This is a genomic window from Nitratireductor sp. StC3 (genome assembly GCF_003015025.1).
Taxonomy (GTDB): domain Bacteria; phylum Pseudomonadota; class Alphaproteobacteria; order Rhizobiales; family Rhizobiaceae; genus Mangrovimarina; species Mangrovimarina alexandrii.
On the sequence record NZ_PYBP01000004.1, the window covers coordinates 362,436 to 378,406 of the forward strand.

Genomic DNA, 15,971 nt, shown 5'->3' on the forward strand with positions numbered 1-15,971 from the left:
CCTCGGCGTCCCACCACAAAAGTGTCGACACTATCGAGCGTGACCCTGGTTATGTCAACAGTTTTGCCGGCTCTAATGACCTGAATCGAAATTTTGATCTGTCCAAAAATCCATTTCACGACATGGCTTTCTCATGAAAAAATATATCATAAACAAATAGATAACTTAAAACATAACATCGAAAAAGGGTTCAGGTCGAGATTCCATTGATCGGCAGGACTGTTGACAGTACAAGTGCGGCGCGCAAATTTGTCGCCGCCGCGGGCGAGCGAACACGGCAACCACCTGGAAAATGTGGCGATCATGCCCGACAGTGACACGTCAAGGACCTCGCGAAACGACCGCATTCTCGTCACCGGCGCGGCTTCGGGGATCGGTCGCGCGGTCGCGCTACGACTGCTCGAGCAAGGCCGGTTCGTCGACGGCATGGATATCGCGCCCGCAGACAGAGGCCTTTCGCATCCCCGATACCACGCGCTGCGGGCCGACCTTGCCACGGCGGCCGGCATCGAGGCGGCGCTGCGCGGGCTCGTCGATCGACCTTATGGAGGGCTGGTGCACGCGGCCGGCATACTCAGAGCGGACGACGACCCGGATACGCGCGAAGATATGGGCGCACGACTGTGGCGGCTCCACGTGGCCGCGCCGCAACGCCTGGCCGAAACGCTGCTGCCCGGCATGCCCGACCGGCGCGGTCGGATCGTGCTGGTGTCGAGCCGCGCGTCTCAGGGGCGCGGCGGCCGCGGGCTCTATTCTGCTTCCAAGGCGGGAAGCGAGGGGCTGGTGCGCGCGCTGGCGCTCGATTGCCTGACCCGCGGCATCACCGTCAATGCGGTGGCGCCGGGCCCGACCGACACGCCGCAGCTCACCGACCGTGCGCGCGCCGCAGTGCCGATCGCCCTGCCTCCGCTCGGGAGATTGATCAAGCCCGATGAAATCGCGGCCACGATCTGCTTTCTTCTGTCGCATGAGGCGGGCGCGATCACCGGACAAACCCTTTATCATTGCGGCGGCCTGTCGCTTGCCGGCCTGACCGCCCCCGCCGCGCCCACTGGAGACCGGCCGCATGTCTGATTTCAACCGCAACGAACTGCTGGCCGCCCTGGTCGTCGTCGGGCTCGGCGCCGGCTACCTGATCATCGCCATCGGCTACCCGATGGGCACCGTCGTGCGCATGGGCGCCGGCTTCTTCCCCGTGGCGCTGGGCGTCCTGCTGATCGGGCTCGGCGCGGTGCTGGCCTGGCAAAGCCGCAGAGCCGAAAAGACCGCGGTGGAGTTGCGGCTCAGGCCTTTCGTCATGATCCTGGGGGGCATTCTGGCCTGGGCGCTGCTGATCGACCGGATCGGCTTCCTGCCGGCCACCGCGATCCTGGTTCTTTCGTGCGCGCTGGTCGAGCGGGAAACGACCTGGCGCTCCGCCCTTCTGCTCACGGCGGGGCTGTGCGCCTTCGGCTGGCTGATCTTCATCGTCGGCCTCAAGATCCCGATGTCGGCGCTGGGAGGCTGAACCATGGACCTGATTTCCGGACTGGCGCTCGGCATCGAAACGGCGATAACCGCCGAGGCGCTGCTGTTCTGCTTCCTCGGCGTGACCGTCGGCATGTTTATCGGCGTGCTGCCCGGCATCGGCCCGCTCGCGGCGGTGGCGATGCTGCTGCCGGTCACCTACCACCTCGAACCGATGGCCGCCCTGATCATGCTGGCAGGCATTTTCTACGGCGCGCAATATGGCGGCTCGACGGCCTCGATCCTGCTCAACCTGCCCGGCACCTCGACGACGGCGGTGACGGCGATCGACGGGTATCCGATGGCCAAGCAGGGACGCGCGGGCGTGGCGCTGTTCATCACCACGCTGACCTCTTTCTTCGGCGGCTGCTTCGCGATCGTGCTCTTGATGAGCTTCGCACCGGCGCTCGGCGCCATGGCGCTCAAATTCTCCTCGGCCGAATATTTCTCCATCATGCTGCTGGGCCTGATCGCGGCGGCGACGATGTCGCTCGGCAATCCCGTCAAGGGCGTTGTCTCGGTGGTGGCCGGCCTGATGCTGGCCATGGTGGGCATGGATACCACGTCCGGGCAGCTTCGCTACACGTTCGGCATCCTGGAACTGCAGGACGGGCTCAATCTCGTGGCGATGGCGATGGGGCTGTTCGGCGTGGCCGAGATCCTCAAAAACGCGGGAACGCCGGAGCGTGACGCCTCGCAATTGCAGAAGGTTCGCATGCGCGACCTGGTGCCGACACGCAAGGATCTCAGCCAATGCTGGAAGCCGACCATCCGCGGCGCCGGCATCGGCTCCTTCATCGGCACGCTGCCGGGCGCCGGCCCGACGCTTGCGGCCTTCCTGGCTTACGCGCTGGAAAAGCGGGTGGCGCGAGACCCGAGCCGGTTCGGTCGCGGCGCGATCGAGGGCATCTCCGCGCCCGAGGCCGCCAACAACGCCTCGACCCAGGCCGCGTTCATTCCCACGCTGGCGCTGGGCATCCCGGGCGACGCGGCGATGGCGGTTCTGCTTGGCGCAATGATGATCCACGGCATTCAGCCGCGGCCGGAATTCTTCACCGAGCACGCCGACCTGTTCTGGGGCCTGGTGATCAGCTTCTGGGTTGGCAACGTGATGCTTCTGGTGCTCAACATCCCGCTGATCGGGGTGTGGGTGCGCATCCTGACGATCCCCAAGCGCATCCTGTTCCCGGCCGTCACCTTCTTCATCTGCGTGGGCGTCTACAGCGTCAACAACAACCCGTTCGACGTGCTGATGGTGATCGTTTTCGGGCTGATCGGCTATCTGATGAACGCCTTTCAATACCCGACCGCGCCGCTCTTGATGGGATTCATCCTGGGGCCGATGATCGAGCAGCATTTCCGACGCGCGCTGCTGTTCTCGCGCGGCGACCTGACCACGTTCATCGACCGGCCGATCAGTGCGGCCTTCCTCGCGGCCGCCCTAATCCTGTTTGTGGCGACCCTGGTACCCTCACTGAAGGCACGCTTCGCCAAAACCGCTGCCGCCAAGAAAACCCGGGAAGGCGCCGGCGCCGAATAGAGCCGGCGCCGGATATCGTCCGGAAAAAGGCAGGCCAAGCACGACCGGATACCATCGAGTTCGGCAAACCGGGCGACATGCGTGCGTTCGGCACGCCCGAAACGACAATGGCGCCCCCAAGGGGGCGCCATTCGCAAACCAAGTTGGTCATCACCCGGACCGGCTGCAATGCGGGCCCGGCAGAGGCCGCTCAGGAGGCGGCGCGCTCCTCCGGCACCACCACGCCGCTCAGGTCATTATAGTAGTTTTCCATCTGTTTGATGCGCGGCTGCTCCATCAGGTCCCAGATGTCGTCGATGCCGACCAGCAGGTCGGGACGGTCGACCACCTCGCCGGTGGGGATCGAATCCTTCAAGATGGCGAGCGCGTTCTCCATCGCCATCAGCGCCGCCGCCGGCAGCATGCGCGGCAGGGTCACGCGCTTGACGCCGAGTTCGGCCAGTCGGCGGATCGGGATCAACGGCGTCGTCGGGCGGTTGCGAATGCCGAACCCCATATTGACGGAGACCGGGATCGGCACGGCCTCGACAAGGCGCTTGATCTGCTCCTCGCCGGCGATGGCGTCGGCAAAGACCATGTCCGCGCCCGCCTTGGCATAGAGCCTGGCGCGACGGATCGCGCCATCGATGCCCTCGACGGCGATCGCGTCGGTCCTGGCCAGAACCACGAAATCGTCGTCCCTGCGCGCATCGCAGGCCGCCTCGATCTTGCGCGCCATCTCGCGCATGTCGATCACGTCCTTGCCGGTCATGTGGCCGCAGCGTTTCGGGCTGACCTGGTCCTCGATATTGACGCCGGCAACGCCGGCCTCCTCGAAGCGCTGGACGGTGTGGTAGACGGTGACCGGATTGCCGTAACCGGTGTCGGCGTCGGCCATGACGGGAATGGAGACGCTGCGCGCCATCATCCGGCAGGCCTCGACATTGTCGGTCAGCCCCATGATGCCGACATCGGGTACGCCGAGCCGTGAATTCGACAGGCCGGCGCCGGTGGTGCAGGCGGTCTTGAAACCCATCTTCTCGACCACGCGTACGCTGTAGCCGTCGAACACGCCGGGCGACACGATGATCTCGTCCGCCGCGATCAGGTCGCGCATCCGGCGCGCGCGGGTTGCCTGCTGCTTTGGCTCAGAGCTCATCCGGTTTTCCTCTCTTCGGTGCCGCCAAGCGGCGGCGCTTCGGTTTCGAGCAGCGCCTGGAGCGACTGCGTGGCGCGGCCGATATGGGTACGCATCAGCGATTCGGCGAGATCGGCGTCGCGCGCCTTCATCGCCCGCAATATCTGCCAGTGCTCGGCAAAGGCGTCCTCGCGCCGGCCCGGCGCCTTGCCCGAGCGGGCGCGGTAGAGACGCAGCAGATAATAAAGCTCGTCGCACAACAGCGCGCGGACGCGGGCGTTGCCGCTGCCCTCGGCGATGCGCACATGCACGTCGAGCGCAACACCGTCGCCCCTTTGCTTGGCGTCGGAGAACGCGGCGAGCAGATCGTCGAGTTCGGCATCGCTCATACGTTGGGTGGCAAGCCGCACGGACATGCCCTCGACCGCCTCGCGAAGCTGAAAAATCTCCACCATGTCGGGTACGGTCAATGCGACCGCGCGCGCCTTGAGATACGGCTCCTTGACGACCAGGCCACGGCCCTGGAGCTGCTTGACCGCCTCACGCACAGGCCCACGGCTGACCGACAAGAGCTCGGCCAGCGCAGCCTCGTTGACCGGCCCACCGAGCGGTATCTCGCCCGACAGCAGCATTTCGAAAATCTTGCTTGTGACCCGATCGACCAGGGTAGACTGTTCGCGCTCCGGCAAGACGCTTCCTCCTGTCGACACTTTTGGTTCAAAATCGAGCTTGACCCAAGGGATAGCCAAGCTTCAGGAATTCTTCAAGAGGTTTCCGGCAAAAGTGTTGACACTTTTTCGACCGCCCCATATTTCTTGACCGAGGAAGGTCGGATCGTGACAGCGCCCCAGATACCACTTGCAAGCTATCAAGGCCCGAACGGCGAGGCCGCGCAATGCGTGGCGCTCGACGCGTTGGCCGGAAAACGGATACGACGCCTGCCGGCAAGCCTGAGAATAGTTCTGGAAAACGTCGCGCGCCAGGCGCTGGGGGGCGCGGATGTCGCGGCCGCGCTGGACGCGCTTGCGGCCTGGGCGCCGGACGCGGCCGAACTGACCGTCCCGCTGAGCGTGTCGCGCGTGATCCTGCCCGATTCCAGCGGACTGCCTGTCCTGATGGATTTGGCCGCGGCGCGCGATGCGGTTGCCGAGACCGGCGGCGACCCCGCCGCCATCGAGCCGCTGGTTCCCGTCACGCTGGTGGTCGACCATTCGCTGATCGTCGACGTGGCCGGCCGGCCCGACGCCGAGGCCCGCAACATCGAACGGGAATATCAGCGCAATCGCGAACGCTACGCGTTCTTCAAATGGGCGCAGCAGGCCTTCCAGCGCCTGCGCGTCGTGCCGCCCGGCGCCGGCATCATCCATCAGGTACACCTGGAAAAACTCGCCCGCGTGGTGGAGGAACAGGACGTGCCCGGCGTCGGCCGCATCACCGGGCCGGAATTCGTGCTCGGTTGCGACAGCCACACGCCGATGGTCAACGGGCTCGGCCTGCTCGCCTGGGGCGTGGGCGGCATCGACGGCGAGGCGGCAGCGCTCGGCCAGGCCTATGTGGTACGCATTCCGCGTGTCGTCGGCGTCAGACTTACCGGACGCCTTCCGGCCGGGGCGACGACGACCGACCTGGTCTTGACCGTCACCGAACGGCTGCGCAAGGTCGGCGTGGTCGGTGCGTTCGTCGAGTTCTTCGGCCCCGGCGTCGCCACGCTGACCGTGCCCGAGCGCGCCACCCTGGCCAACATGGCGCCCGAATACGGCGCGACCGTCGGCTTCTTCCCGATCGACGCCATGACGATCGACTATCTCGCGCGTTCCGGCCGCGAGCCCGACCATGTCCGGCGCGTCGAAGCCTATGCGCGCGCATCCGGGCTGTTCGTGGAGGATCACGACCAGGCGATCGACTTCACCGAGACCGTTACGATCGATCTCGGCCAGATCGCGCCAAGCGTGGCGGGACCGAAACGGCCGCAGGACCGGGTGCCGCTGACCGAGGTCAAATCCGCCTTCCGCGACGTCCTCGCCAAGCCGGTCGACGCGGGCGGGTTCGGCCTCGCGCCGGACCGGCTCGACGACGCTGTCACGATCGACGGGCTCAACGCGCCGCTGCGCCACGGCACGATCACCATCGCCGCGATCACCTCGTGCACCAACACCTCCAACCCCTCGGTGATGATCGGCGCCGGGCTTCTGGCCCGCAACGCGGTCGCACACGGCCTGCAGGTGCCAAACTGGGTCAAGACCTCGCTCGCGCCCGGCTCGCGGCTGGTGCGCGACTATCTCGCCGAAGCCGGGCTGATGGAGCCGCTCGAAGCGCTGGGCTTCCACATTGTCGGCTATGGCTGCACGACCTGTTCGGGCAAATCCGGACCGATCCGCGCCGACATCGCCGAGGCGGTGCTGGGCAACGACCTGGTGGCGGCGGCGGTGCTGTCGGGCAACCGCAATTTCGAGGGCCGGATCCACAAGACCTGCCGGGCGAGCTATCTCGCCTCGCCGCCGCTGGTTGTGGCCTTTGCGCTCGCCGGCCGCGTCGACGTCGATTTCGAGACAGAGCCGCTCGGCACCGGCAAGGACGGCGCGCCGGTCTATCTGCGCGACATCTGGCCCGACGGCGAGGAACTTGCGCGTCTGGTCGCGACCAGCCAGCAGCCGGACCGGTTCCGCGACAGCTACGCCACGCTGTTCGACGGGGCCGCGCTTTGGCACGAACTCGATACGGCAAGCGGGCCGCGCTTCGCCTGGGACCCGGCCTCGACCTATATCCGGCGCCCGCCCTTCTTCGACGGGCCGCACGAGCCCCTGCCGGACCGGATCGGAGGCGCGCGCGTTCTGGTGCGGGCCGGCGATTCTCTGACCACCGACCACATCACGCCGAGCGGCGAGATCCTGGCCGACAGCCCGGCCGGACGCTTCCTGATCGCCGCCGGGGTCGAGCCGGAAAATTTCAACGCCGTCACCCAACGGCGCGGCAATCACGACTTCATGGCCCGCATCACCTTCGCCAACCAACGCATGAAAAACCTGCTCACGCCCGGTCGCGAGGGCGGAATGACACGCACGGCGCCGGACGCCGAGCCGGTGACCATTTTCGAGGCGGCCGAAAGCTGGCGCCGGCAGAACGTGCCGCTGATCGTGCTCGCCGGGGCCGATTACGGCATGGGATCGAGCCGCGACTGGGCGGCAAAGGGGCCGAAACTGCTCGGGGTGCGGGCGGTCTTGGCGGAAAGTTTCGAACGTATCCACCGCGCCAACCTGATCGGCATGGGCATCCTGCCCATGACCTTCGCCGACGGCGAAAGCGCGTCCTCGCTCGGCCTGTCGGGTTTCGAAGCCTACGATTTCGACGGTCTGCGAGCCGCGGTCGAGACGGATCGCCCGGTCACCGTGACGGCCCGGACGGCCGGCGGCGAAACAAGGTTTTCGGCCCGGGTGGACGTGGCGAGCAGCCACGAGCGCACGCTGTTGCAAAATGGCGGTCTGTTCGCCTCACTGCTGGCACGACTGGAATCGCGACGCATCGCGTCGGACCAAGGAGGACATGATGACACCTGAAGACGGCCGCAGGCTCGCCCTTGCCTATCTTGCCGCGATGGAAGAACGCGATCTCGACACCGCGCGCGGCCTCGTCGCCCAAAACGGCGCGCAGTTGGTGTTTCCGGGCGACCGCCGGTTCGGCTCGATCGACGAGATCGTCGCCAATTCGGGCAGCCGTTATCGCGTGGTGCGCAAAACGATCGGCGAAAGCTGCGCCTGGGAACAGGACGGCTCCATCCAGGCACTGGTAACCGGCACACTCTACGGCGAATGGCTCGACGGAAGCGCCTTCAAGGACATCCGCTTCATCGACCGTTTCGAAATCCGCGACGGAAAGATCGTGCGCCAGGAGGTGTGGAACGATGCCGGGGAGCGGATCTTGTCGATGCAGAAAGAGGCCGTATCTTGACATTCGACCTGGTTTTGAAGGGCGGTGAGATCGTCTTTCCGGGCGAAGGCGTCCGCACCGGCAGCATCGGCGTACGCGAAGGGCGGATCTGCGCCATCCTCGACGCCGCGGAAAAGGCCCAAGGCCGGCGGGTGATCGATTGCAAAGGTCGCTGGATCCTGCCCGGCGTCATCGATCCGCACACCCATATCGGCTTCGGCGACAAGGAAAACGACTGGGCCAGCGAAAGCCGGACGGCCGCGCTCGGCGGGGTCACGGGGCTGCTGAGCTTCTGGCGGCACGACGATCTGGGCAGTTCGACCGGGCCGTGGCGGTCTGCCGCCGAGGCGCGCTCGGCGATCGATTTCGGGCTGCATTTCGGCGTCACCTCGCGCCGCCACGTGGCCGAGCTGCCGGCACTCGCCAAGCGCTTCGGCGTCACCTCGGTCAAAGTCTATCTGATGTACAAGGGTGCCACGGGAGCGGCCAAGGGGTTCACCGAGGTCGACGACGCGCTGCTTTATTCGGCGCTGCAGGCGGGCGCACGCATCAAAGGCGGCGTCGTCGGCGTCCATTGCGAGAACACCGAGGTGATCCCGTTGTTCCGCGAACCGCTGAAGGCGGCCGGACGCGACGACCTGGCGGCATGGGACGAGCAGTCGCCGGGATTCCTGGAGGCCGAAAACGTTTTTCGCGTCGCCTTTTTCGGCGAGAAGGCCGGCTGCCCGGTCAACATCGTCCACATGTCGTCGGCCGAGAGCCTGGAGATCGTGCGCCGGTTGCGCCGTCCCGGGCGGCCGCCGATCCATGTCGAGACCTGCATCCACTATCTGTCGCTGACGCGCGACAGCCCGCTTGGCCCCATCGGCAAGGTCAATCCGCCGCTGCGCCCGCAGGCCGACGTCGACGGCTTGTGGGAAGGCGTGCGCACCGGCGAGATCGCGACCATCGGTTCCGACCACGTTCCGCGCAAGCGCGCCACAAAGGGGCCCGACATCTGGTCGGCGAGCGCCGGTTTTCCCGGCCTGGCGCAGATCCTGCCGGTGCTGATCGAGGAAGGCCACCACAAGCGCGGCATTGCGATCGAGCGCCTGGCGGCGGCGGTTTCGCGCAATGTGGCTACGCTTTATTCGCTGCCCGGCAAGGGGATGATCGCACCGGGTTATGACGCGGACTTCGCCATCGTCGACCCCGACGCGGCCGTTACGGTGCGCGCGGCCGACTATCCGTCCCATTCCGACTATTCGCCCTATGAGGGCATGCGCTTTCGCGGCCGGGTGACCCACACCATCCGGCGCGGCGACCTTCTCGTGGAGGACGGCGTTCTTGCCGGCGCGCAGGGCGCGGCCGGGCGCTACCTCCACCGCGAGCCCTGAGAGGACCCACCATGGCAGAACGTATCTGGGATCGGTTTCTGACCGAGCACGACAAGGCAATCTACCAGCTCGCCGGCTACGGCAAGCGCGGCGGCTTCGGCAAGCGGCCGGCGCTGTTCATCATCGACGTGCAGTATAATTTCTGCGGCGACGCACCGGGCGAAACCCACGCCGACGGCGTGAAGAAATACCGCACCCATTGCGGCGAGGCCGGCTGGAAAACCGTGCCGCATACGGAGCGGCTGATGCATCTGGCGCGCGCCAAGAACATCCCGATCTTCTATACGCAGTCGGAGCGCCGCCCGGACATGGTCGACAGCGGCGTCCAGGTCGGCAAGAACCATCGCGGCACGGAAAAGACCTCGACGGAAGGCACGCACGCCACCCAGACGGTGGCGCCGCTGGCGCCGCGTCCGCAGGATATTTTGATCGGCAAGCGCAAGCCCTCGGCCTTTTTCGGCACGATGTTCATGAGCCATCTGAACTTTCTCGACGTCGACACGCTGATCTTGACCGGCTGCACCTCCTCGGGCTGCCTGCGCGCGACCGCCGTCGACGCCTATTCGTTCAACTTCAAGACGATCATCCCGGAAGAAACCGCCTTCGACCGGTTCGAGGCAAGTCACGCGATGAGCCTGTTCGATCTCAACTGCAAATATGCCGACGTCATCCCGGTCGACGAGGTGGCGGCCTATCTTGAAGGCCTGACGCCGCGTAAGACGGAGACCGACTGAGCAGCGCCACGCGGGCGCCGGACGACCGAAAAGAGGAGACCGCCACGATGAAACCGCCGCGCGGCACCGACATCGCACTCGACGCGCCACACGGCAGCTTCGGATGCTACCTCAGCCGGCCCGAGGGCGAGGCAAGCGCCGGCATCGTGCTCCTGCAGGAGATTTTCGGCACCAACCTGCATATCCGCGAGCTCGCCGACCAGTGGGCCGACGCGGGTTTCGTCGTTATCGTGCCCGACCTGTTCTGGCGCAGCGCGCCGGGCCTGCAGCTCGGCTACGACGGTGCCGACCTCGACCGCGCGCGCACCATGCTGGCCGCATTCGATCTGGAGGCCGCGATCGACGACACGCTCGCCTGCGCGGACTATTTGCGCGCACACGGCACAAGGCGCGTCTTCACGGTCGGTTATTGCCTCGGCGGCAAGCTCTCCGTGGCGGCGGCGACCCGGCCCGGCCTCGACGGCGCGGTCGGTTATTACGGTGTCGGGATCGAAAAGCTCGGCATCGCCGGTAACGTCAAATGCCCGATGATGCTACATTTCGGCGCCGACGATCCGGCAACGCCGGCAGAGGCGCTCGCCGCGCTCGGCCGGCAACTGCCGGCCGGCGCCGCGCTATTTCGTTACCAGGGCGCCGGGCACGGTTTCAACAACTGGCGGCGCCCCTCGCACGACGCGCCGACCGCTCAGCTGGCCTTCGCGCGCAGCCTCGCCTTCCTGGGCGGCATCGGCTGAGGCAGGCGCCAAGCCGGGCCCGCCCGGCCCCGTGCCAGGCGGAACCAGGCCAGCCGCGACCATCTGCTCGAACATCGCCACCAGAGCCGGGGCCAGCGGCCGGTAATCCAGACCGAGCGCGCGTCTCGACTTGGAATTGTCGGCGCGCCATGAATAGCCCATGTTGCGGGCAACCATGGCGCGGTCGAGCATCGGGTTGACGACCGGCCCGAGCAGCCAGACCAGCCATTTCGGCAGGACGCGGCGGGGAAACGGCCATGCGTCGCCGAATTGCCGGCGCAGGATGCGGCTCATCGCAATCAGGCTCAGCACCTCGGCATAGACGATGTGCCGGCCCTCCGCCCGTTGCAGGAAGCCGGCGCGCAGATGCGCCTCGGCCACGTCGCGGACGTCGACCATGCCGATCTCGTAGCGCGGAACGCCCGCCTTCACCGAACCGTCGCCGAGCTGGCGCACGATGTTGAAGGATTCGGAGGTCGGCGCGCTGGACAGGGCCGGACCGATCACCAGGCCTGGATTGACCGCCACCAGCCGCCAGCGCGTCTGAGTTCCGGCGATCCGCCAGGCCTCGCGTTCGGCCAGCGTCTTGGAATAGTTGTAGGGCTGATGGTCGAGGTTGGAAGACGTGTTCCAGACCTCTTCGGTCAGGATGCCGTCCGGCGCCAGCGCGATATCGGCCACATCGCCGAAGATCGCCGCGCACGAACTCGTCAGCACCACACGCTCGACCGTCTCCGTCCGCTCGACCGAGGCCAGGACATTGCGGGTGCCGTTCAGCGCCGGGTCGACCAGATCGCGCTGCGGGTCGTTGACCACCGAGGCGAAAGGCGAGGCGGTGTGGAAGACGACCCGGCAGGTTTGCATGGCCTCGGTGTAGCTGCCGTCCTTGAGCAGGTCGGCCCGGAAAAATTTCAGCCTGCCGGGCAAGTCGCGCTCGAGCCTGCGCAAATGAGCGAGCTTTTCGGCGTTGTCCGGGTCGCGCACGGCGGCGTGAACGGCGAAACCCTCGGCAAGCAGCCGCCTGATCAACCAGCCGGCGACGTAACCCGTGGCCCCGGTCACCAGAACCGGGGCCGCCGTGTCGTAGCGAAAAGCCTTTCCAGGCATTGGCGGTCCTTTCGTCCTGCCCGGCACCGGGCAGCGTCCGGTCCTATATAGGGCGCAACGCGCAGTTTTGCGCGCCGCAGCTTGCGCGACGCGGTGTCTCAGCACGCCGCTATGGCAGCGACAAAACGTACCCTTCCGTCGCCGCCACTCATAAGATATACGAGAAATACATATTATAGAAAGACGATCGGAAAGGCGCCGCACGCGCCTTGAGGTCGTCACCCGATCCCGCAACGGCGAGCGCGAGCGAACAGAACGGCATGGTTTCGACATTGACCACAACCGAGCGCCAGGTCGCGCTCCTGCTCTCGGCGCTGGTCGCGCTTGCCGGCCTGGCGCTGGCGGCGGCCGGGCGGCACGACCCGCTCGGCGCGCACGGTTTTATGATCCTCGTCTACGGTCTGGTCTGCGCGGGTGCGGTCGCGCGCGGCTATTACGGTCCCGAGCCCAACGCAGAGCGGCTTGCGCGCTATTACGACGAGCCGATCAAGGCGGGCCTTGTGATCGCCATGGCCTGGGCGGTGGTCGGCATGTTCGTCGGCGTGTGGGTGGCGACGCTGCTCGCCTATCCCGAGGCGACGTTCGACCAGGCCTGGGCGAGTTTCGGGCGGCTGCGGCCGGTGCACACCACCGGGGTCATCTTCGGCTTCGGCGGCAATGCGCTGATCGCCACCTCCTTTCATGTCATGCAGCGCACGTCGCGGGCGCGCATGCCCGACCAGCTTTCGCCCTGGTTCGTGCTTGTCGGCTACAACCTGTTTTGCCTGCTGGCGGTCAGCGGCTACCTGATCGGCATCACCCAGTCGAAGGAATATGCCGAGCCGGAATGGTATGCCGATATCTGGCTGGTGATCGTGTGGGTGACCTATCTGGTGCTTTACCTGCGCACGTTGGCGCGGCGCCAGGAGCCGCATATCTATGTCGCCAACTGGTACTACCTGGCCTTCATCCTGGTCGTGGCGGTGCTGCACATCGTCAACAATCTCGCCATCCCGGCCTCGCTCGGCGGCGCCAAGAGCTTTCCGGTGTTTTCAGGCGTCCAGGACGCGATGACGCAATGGTGGTACGGCCACAACGCCGTCGCCTTCTTCCTGACCGCCGGTTTCCTGGGCATGATGTATTATTACCTGCCGACGCGGGCCGGCCGGCCGATCTTTTCCTACCGGCTGTCGATCATCAGCTTCTGGGGCATCACCTTCTTCTACATGTGGGCGGGGTCTCATCACCTGCACTACACCGCCCTGCCCCATTGGGTGCAGACACTGGGCATGACCTTTTCCGTCATGCTGCTGGTGCCGTCGTGGTCGTCGGCGGGCAACGCGCTTTTGACCCTCAACGGCGCCTGGCACAAGGTGCGCGACGATGCCACGCTGCGCTTCATGATGGTGGCGGCGGTGTTTTACGGCCTGTCGACCTTCGAGGGATCGTTTCTGGCGATCCGTCCCGTCAACGCCTTGTCGCACTACACAGACTGGACCGTCGGCCACGTCCATGCCGGCGCGCTCGGCTGGGTGGCGTTGATCACCTTCGGCGCGATCTATTCCCTGGTGCCGCTGCTTTGGAAGCGCGAGCGGATGTATTCACCCGGCCTGGTGGAGCTTCACTTCTGGCTCGCGCTGGCCGGCACCGTCATCTACGTGTTCGCGATGTGGAACTCGGGCATCATCCAGGGCCTGATGTGGCGCACCTACAATGACAGCGGGACGCTCGCCTACTCCTTCATCGATTCGCTGGTGGCCATGCATCCCTATTACGTCGCCCGCGCCTTTGGCGGACTGTTGTTCCTGATCGGAGCGGTGGTGGGGTCCTACAATATCTGGATGACGATCCGGTCTTCAGCCAGCGCGCCGCGCGAACGGTTCGGCGACCGGCCCGTCGCCGGACCGGCCGGCGCATCGGCAGCCGAACCGGCGGAGTAGAACCATGTTCAAGACCCACTACCGGCTCGAGCGCCACAGCATCGGCTTCGCCCTGGCGATCATCGCGGTGGCGAGCATTGGCGGGCTGGTCGAGATCGCACCTTTGTTCACCATCGACGAAACGGTCGAGGCGGCGCCCGACATGCGCGTCTACACGCCGCTCGAGCTCGCCGGCCGCAACATCTATATCCGCGAGGGCTGTTATGCCTGCCACTCGCAGATGATCCGCACCCTGCAGGACGAGGTCGACCGTTACGGTCCATACTCGCTGGCTGCCGAGTCCCAGTACGACCATCCCATGCTCTGGGGTTCGAAACGCACCGGGCCCGACCTGGCGCGCGTCGGGGGCAAATATTCCGACCAGTGGCACGTCGCGCATCTCGACGACCCGCGCGCGGTGGTGCCCGAATCGGTGATGCCGGCCTATACGTGGCTGCTCGATACCGAACTCAGGACCGACGACCTTGGCGACCAGTTGCGGGCGCTGCGGCGCGTCGGCGTGCCCTATACCGATGCGATGATCGACAACGCCGCCGCCGACGCCCTCAACCAGGCCGATCCCGACGGCGCGGGCGCCGCGGCGGTGGGCGAGCGCTACGGCGAGGCCACCACCATCCGCGCGTTCGACGGCGATCGCGGCCGGCTTACCGAAATGGACGCGCTGGTCGCCTATCTGCAGATCCTCGGCAGGCTGACCGACGCCGCCACGACACAATCGTCCGCCACGGAGACCAAGCCATGATCGACATCAGCCACGACACGCTGGTCGGCATCTCCAAATCCTACGGCCTATTCTACCTGATCGCGCTGTCGATCGGCGCCGGCGCCTACGCCTTGTGGCCGGCCAACGGCAAGAAGTTCGAACGCGCCGCCAAAAGCGTCCTGAAGGACGAGGAGGGACCGTGGCGGTAGAAGAACGCGACGCCCATACGGGCTACCTGACCACCGGTCACGAATGGAACGGCATCACCGAGCTCAATCGCCCGGTGCCGAAGATAATCTGGCTGTTTCTCCTGTCGACCTTCCTGTTCGCGCTTGTGTGGTGGGTGCTGATGCCCGCCTGGCCGCTGGGCGCGACCTATACGCGCGGCCTGCTCGGCGTCGACCAGCGGGCGCGCCTGGCCGACGATATGGCCAGCGCGGCGGCGGCGCGTGCCGACTGGATGGCCGAAATCGAGTCCAAACCCGTCGAGGCAATCCGTGCCGACCCGGACTTGATGCGGCTTGCGCGCGAGAGCGGACGGACGCTGTTTGCCGACAATTGCGGCGTGTGTCATGGCGTCACGGGCGCCGGCGGGCCGGGTTATCCCAGTCTCGTCGACACGGCATGGCTGTGGGGCGGCGACGCGCAGTCGGTCGCGGAGACGATCCGTGTCGGCATCAATACCGGCCATCCCGAAAGCCGCCTCAGCCAGATGCTCGCCTTCGGCCGCGACGGCATTCTGGAGCGTCAGGCGTTGTCGGACGTGGTCAGTTACGTACGCTCGTTGTCGCAAGCGCCGCTTGCGCCGGCCGAACAGGCCGGGGTCGCCGCCGGCGCCACGATCTTCGCCGACAATTGCGCGGCCTGCCACGGCGAGGACGGACGCGGCAGCCAGGATGTCGGCGCGCCGGACCTGACCGACGGGTTCTGGATCTATGGCGGCGACCGGCGCTCGATCCTGATAAGCGTCGATCGCGGCCGCCAGGGCGAGATGCCGTCCTGGGAAACCCGGCTCAGCCCCGTGCAGCGCAAGCTGCTCACGCTTTACGTTCTCGATCTGGGAGCGCCGCAATGACGATAGCGGCAAACGGGTTGCGCACGACGCGGCGAGGCCCCGGCCGGCGTCTTTGGATCGGTATGGCGGTCGCGGCCGGACTGGCGGGGCTGGCGCTCGCCAATATTCACCTCGTCTACGTGGCGGTGCGCTCGCAGCCGGCCTGCGTCGACCACGTCAAATCCCCCGACGCGACGCCCGGCGTCTATCGCGCCGCGAAATCGGCCTGCTGATAGCCGGACAACGCGACAGGAAAG

The 15,971-nt window shown here is 66.3% G+C and carries 16 protein-coding genes; 13 read left to right on the top strand and 3 right to left on the bottom strand.

Features of this window, described 5'->3' with window-relative positions; all coding sequences use genetic code 11:
• Window positions 1-303: 303 nt before the first annotated feature.
• Genes C7T96_RS11250 through C7T96_RS11260 form a run of 3 tightly spaced genes read left to right on the top strand, consistent with a single transcriptional unit; the run spans window position 304 to window position 3,046 of the window.
• Window positions 304-1,074, top strand: coding sequence for an SDR family oxidoreductase (locus C7T96_RS11250; RefSeq protein ID WP_106571431.1), 771 nt, complete (start codon window positions 304-306; stop codon window positions 1,072-1,074).
• Window positions 1,067-1,507, top strand: a complete 441-nt coding sequence (locus tag C7T96_RS11255; protein WP_106571315.1) for a tripartite tricarboxylate transporter TctB family protein — start codon at window positions 1,067-1,069, stop codon at window positions 1,505-1,507. The genes C7T96_RS11250 and C7T96_RS11255 overlap by 8 nt, the downstream gene beginning before the upstream one ends.
• A 3-nt stretch (window positions 1,508-1,510) precedes the next feature.
• On the top strand, window positions 1,511-3,046 hold the full coding sequence (locus C7T96_RS11260; RefSeq protein WP_106571316.1) for a tripartite tricarboxylate transporter permease: 1,536 nt from the start codon (window positions 1,511-1,513) through the stop codon (window positions 3,044-3,046).
• 190 nt (window positions 3,047-3,236) lie between these two features.
• Here C7T96_RS11260 and C7T96_RS11265 read toward each other — a convergent pair whose 3' ends face one another.
• Window positions 3,237-4,184, bottom strand: a complete 948-nt coding sequence (locus tag C7T96_RS11265; RefSeq protein ID WP_106571317.1) for an isocitrate lyase/PEP mutase family protein — start codon at window positions 4,182-4,184, stop codon at window positions 3,237-3,239.
• On the bottom strand, window positions 4,181-4,852 hold the full coding sequence (locus tag C7T96_RS11270; RefSeq protein ID WP_106571318.1) for a GntR family transcriptional regulator: 672 nt from the start codon (window positions 4,850-4,852) through the stop codon (window positions 4,181-4,183). The genes C7T96_RS11265 and C7T96_RS11270 overlap by 4 nt, the downstream gene beginning before the upstream one ends.
• 147 nt (window positions 4,853-4,999) lie before the next feature.
• On the opposite strand from C7T96_RS11270, the gene acnA reads away from it, so the two are divergent.
• From acnA to C7T96_RS11290, 5 genes are read left to right on the top strand one after another with little or no spacing between them, the layout of a single operon-like run.
• Window positions 5,000-7,717, top strand: a complete 2,718-nt coding sequence (acnA, locus tag C7T96_RS11275; RefSeq protein WP_199190456.1) for an aconitate hydratase AcnA — start codon at window positions 5,000-5,002, stop codon at window positions 7,715-7,717.
• Complete coding sequence (locus tag C7T96_RS24205; protein WP_199190457.1) at window positions 7,704-8,108, top strand: nuclear transport factor 2 family protein; 405 nt, start codon at window positions 7,704-7,706, stop codon at window positions 8,106-8,108. Before acnA ends, C7T96_RS24205 begins: the two co-directional genes overlap by 14 nt.
• Window positions 8,105-9,463 (top strand): amidohydrolase family protein, encoded by a 1,359-nt coding sequence (locus tag C7T96_RS11280; RefSeq protein WP_199190458.1) that lies wholly within the window; start codon window positions 8,105-8,107, stop codon window positions 9,461-9,463. Before C7T96_RS24205 ends, C7T96_RS11280 begins: the two co-directional genes overlap by 4 nt.
• A gap of 11 nt (window positions 9,464-9,474) precedes the next feature.
• A complete protein-coding gene (locus C7T96_RS11285; protein WP_106571320.1) occupies window positions 9,475-10,197 on the top strand; it encodes an isochorismatase family protein in 723 nt (240 codons plus the stop codon).
• A gap of 47 nt (window positions 10,198-10,244) precedes the next feature.
• On the top strand, window positions 10,245-10,931 hold the full coding sequence (locus C7T96_RS11290; protein ID WP_106571321.1) for a dienelactone hydrolase family protein: 687 nt from the start codon (window positions 10,245-10,247) through the stop codon (window positions 10,929-10,931).
• Here C7T96_RS11290 and C7T96_RS11295 read toward each other — a convergent pair.
• Window positions 10,812-12,038, bottom strand: coding sequence for an NAD-dependent epimerase/dehydratase family protein (locus tag C7T96_RS11295; RefSeq protein ID WP_106571322.1), 1,227 nt, complete (start codon window positions 12,036-12,038; stop codon window positions 10,812-10,814). The two genes, C7T96_RS11290 and C7T96_RS11295, sit on opposite strands and share 120 nt — an antisense overlap.
• A 260-nt stretch (window positions 12,039-12,298) precedes the next feature.
• Here C7T96_RS11295 and ccoN point away from each other — a divergent pair, with 260 nt between their 5' ends.
• The 5 genes from ccoN to C7T96_RS23865 are packed head-to-tail and all read left to right on the top strand — an operon-like array spanning window position 12,299 to window position 15,947.
• A complete protein-coding gene (gene ccoN / locus C7T96_RS11300; RefSeq protein ID WP_106571323.1) occupies window positions 12,299-13,957 on the top strand; it encodes a cytochrome-c oxidase, cbb3-type subunit I in 1,659 nt (552 codons plus the stop codon).
• A gap of 4 nt (window positions 13,958-13,961) precedes the next feature.
• Window positions 13,962-14,699, top strand: a complete 738-nt coding sequence (gene ccoO / locus C7T96_RS11305) for a cytochrome-c oxidase, cbb3-type subunit II (RefSeq protein ID WP_106571324.1) — start codon at window positions 13,962-13,964, stop codon at window positions 14,697-14,699.
• Window positions 14,696-14,869 (top strand): cbb3-type cytochrome c oxidase subunit 3, encoded by a 174-nt coding sequence (locus C7T96_RS11310; protein WP_338036285.1) that lies wholly within the window; start codon window positions 14,696-14,698, stop codon window positions 14,867-14,869. Before ccoO ends, C7T96_RS11310 begins: the two co-directional genes overlap by 4 nt.
• Window positions 14,860-15,735, top strand: a complete 876-nt coding sequence (gene ccoP, locus C7T96_RS11315) for a cytochrome-c oxidase, cbb3-type subunit III (RefSeq protein ID WP_106571325.1) — start codon at window positions 14,860-14,862, stop codon at window positions 15,733-15,735. The genes C7T96_RS11310 and ccoP overlap by 10 nt, the downstream gene beginning before the upstream one ends.
• Entirely contained in the window at window positions 15,732-15,947 is a 216-nt protein-coding gene (locus tag C7T96_RS23865; RefSeq protein WP_127596276.1) for a hypothetical protein, read from the top strand. The genes ccoP and C7T96_RS23865 overlap by 4 nt, the downstream gene beginning before the upstream one ends.
• The last annotated feature ends 24 nt before the right edge of the window (window positions 15,948-15,971 follow it).

Bases quoted from the DNA above. Each gene is read 5' to 3' on its own strand.
- C7T96_RS11285 (WP_106571320.1), top strand. From the start codon at position 9,475: ATGGCAGAACGTATCTGGGATCGGTTTCTGACCGAGCACGACAAGGCA.
- C7T96_RS11260 (WP_106571316.1), top strand. From the start codon at position 1,511: ATGGACCTGATTTCCGGACTGGCGCTCGGCATCGAAACGGCGATAACC.
- C7T96_RS11290 (WP_106571321.1), top strand. From the start codon at position 10,245: ATGAAACCGCCGCGCGGCACCGACATCGCACTCGACGCGCCACACGGC.
- C7T96_RS11255 (WP_106571315.1), top strand. From the start codon at position 1,067: ATGTCTGATTTCAACCGCAACGAACTGCTGGCCGCCCTGGTCGTCGTC.
- C7T96_RS24205 (WP_199190457.1), top strand. From the start codon at position 7,704: ATGATGACACCTGAAGACGGCCGCAGGCTCGCCCTTGCCTATCTTGCC.
- C7T96_RS23865 (WP_127596276.1), top strand. From the start codon at position 15,732: ATGACGATAGCGGCAAACGGGTTGCGCACGACGCGGCGAGGCCCCGGC.
- ccoO (WP_106571324.1), top strand. From the start codon at position 13,962: ATGTTCAAGACCCACTACCGGCTCGAGCGCCACAGCATCGGCTTCGCC.
- C7T96_RS11265 (WP_106571317.1), bottom strand. From the start codon at position 4,184: ATGAGCTCTGAGCCAAAGCAGCAGGCAACCCGCGCGCGCCGGATGCGC.
- C7T96_RS11250 (WP_106571431.1), top strand. From the start codon at position 304: ATGCCCGACAGTGACACGTCAAGGACCTCGCGAAACGACCGCATTCTC.
- C7T96_RS11310 (WP_338036285.1), top strand. From the start codon at position 14,696: ATGATCGACATCAGCCACGACACGCTGGTCGGCATCTCCAAATCCTAC.
- C7T96_RS11295 (WP_106571322.1), bottom strand. From the start codon at position 12,038: ATGCCTGGAAAGGCTTTTCGCTACGACACGGCGGCCCCGGTTCTGGTG.
- ccoN (WP_106571323.1), top strand. From the start codon at position 12,299: ATGGTTTCGACATTGACCACAACCGAGCGCCAGGTCGCGCTCCTGCTC.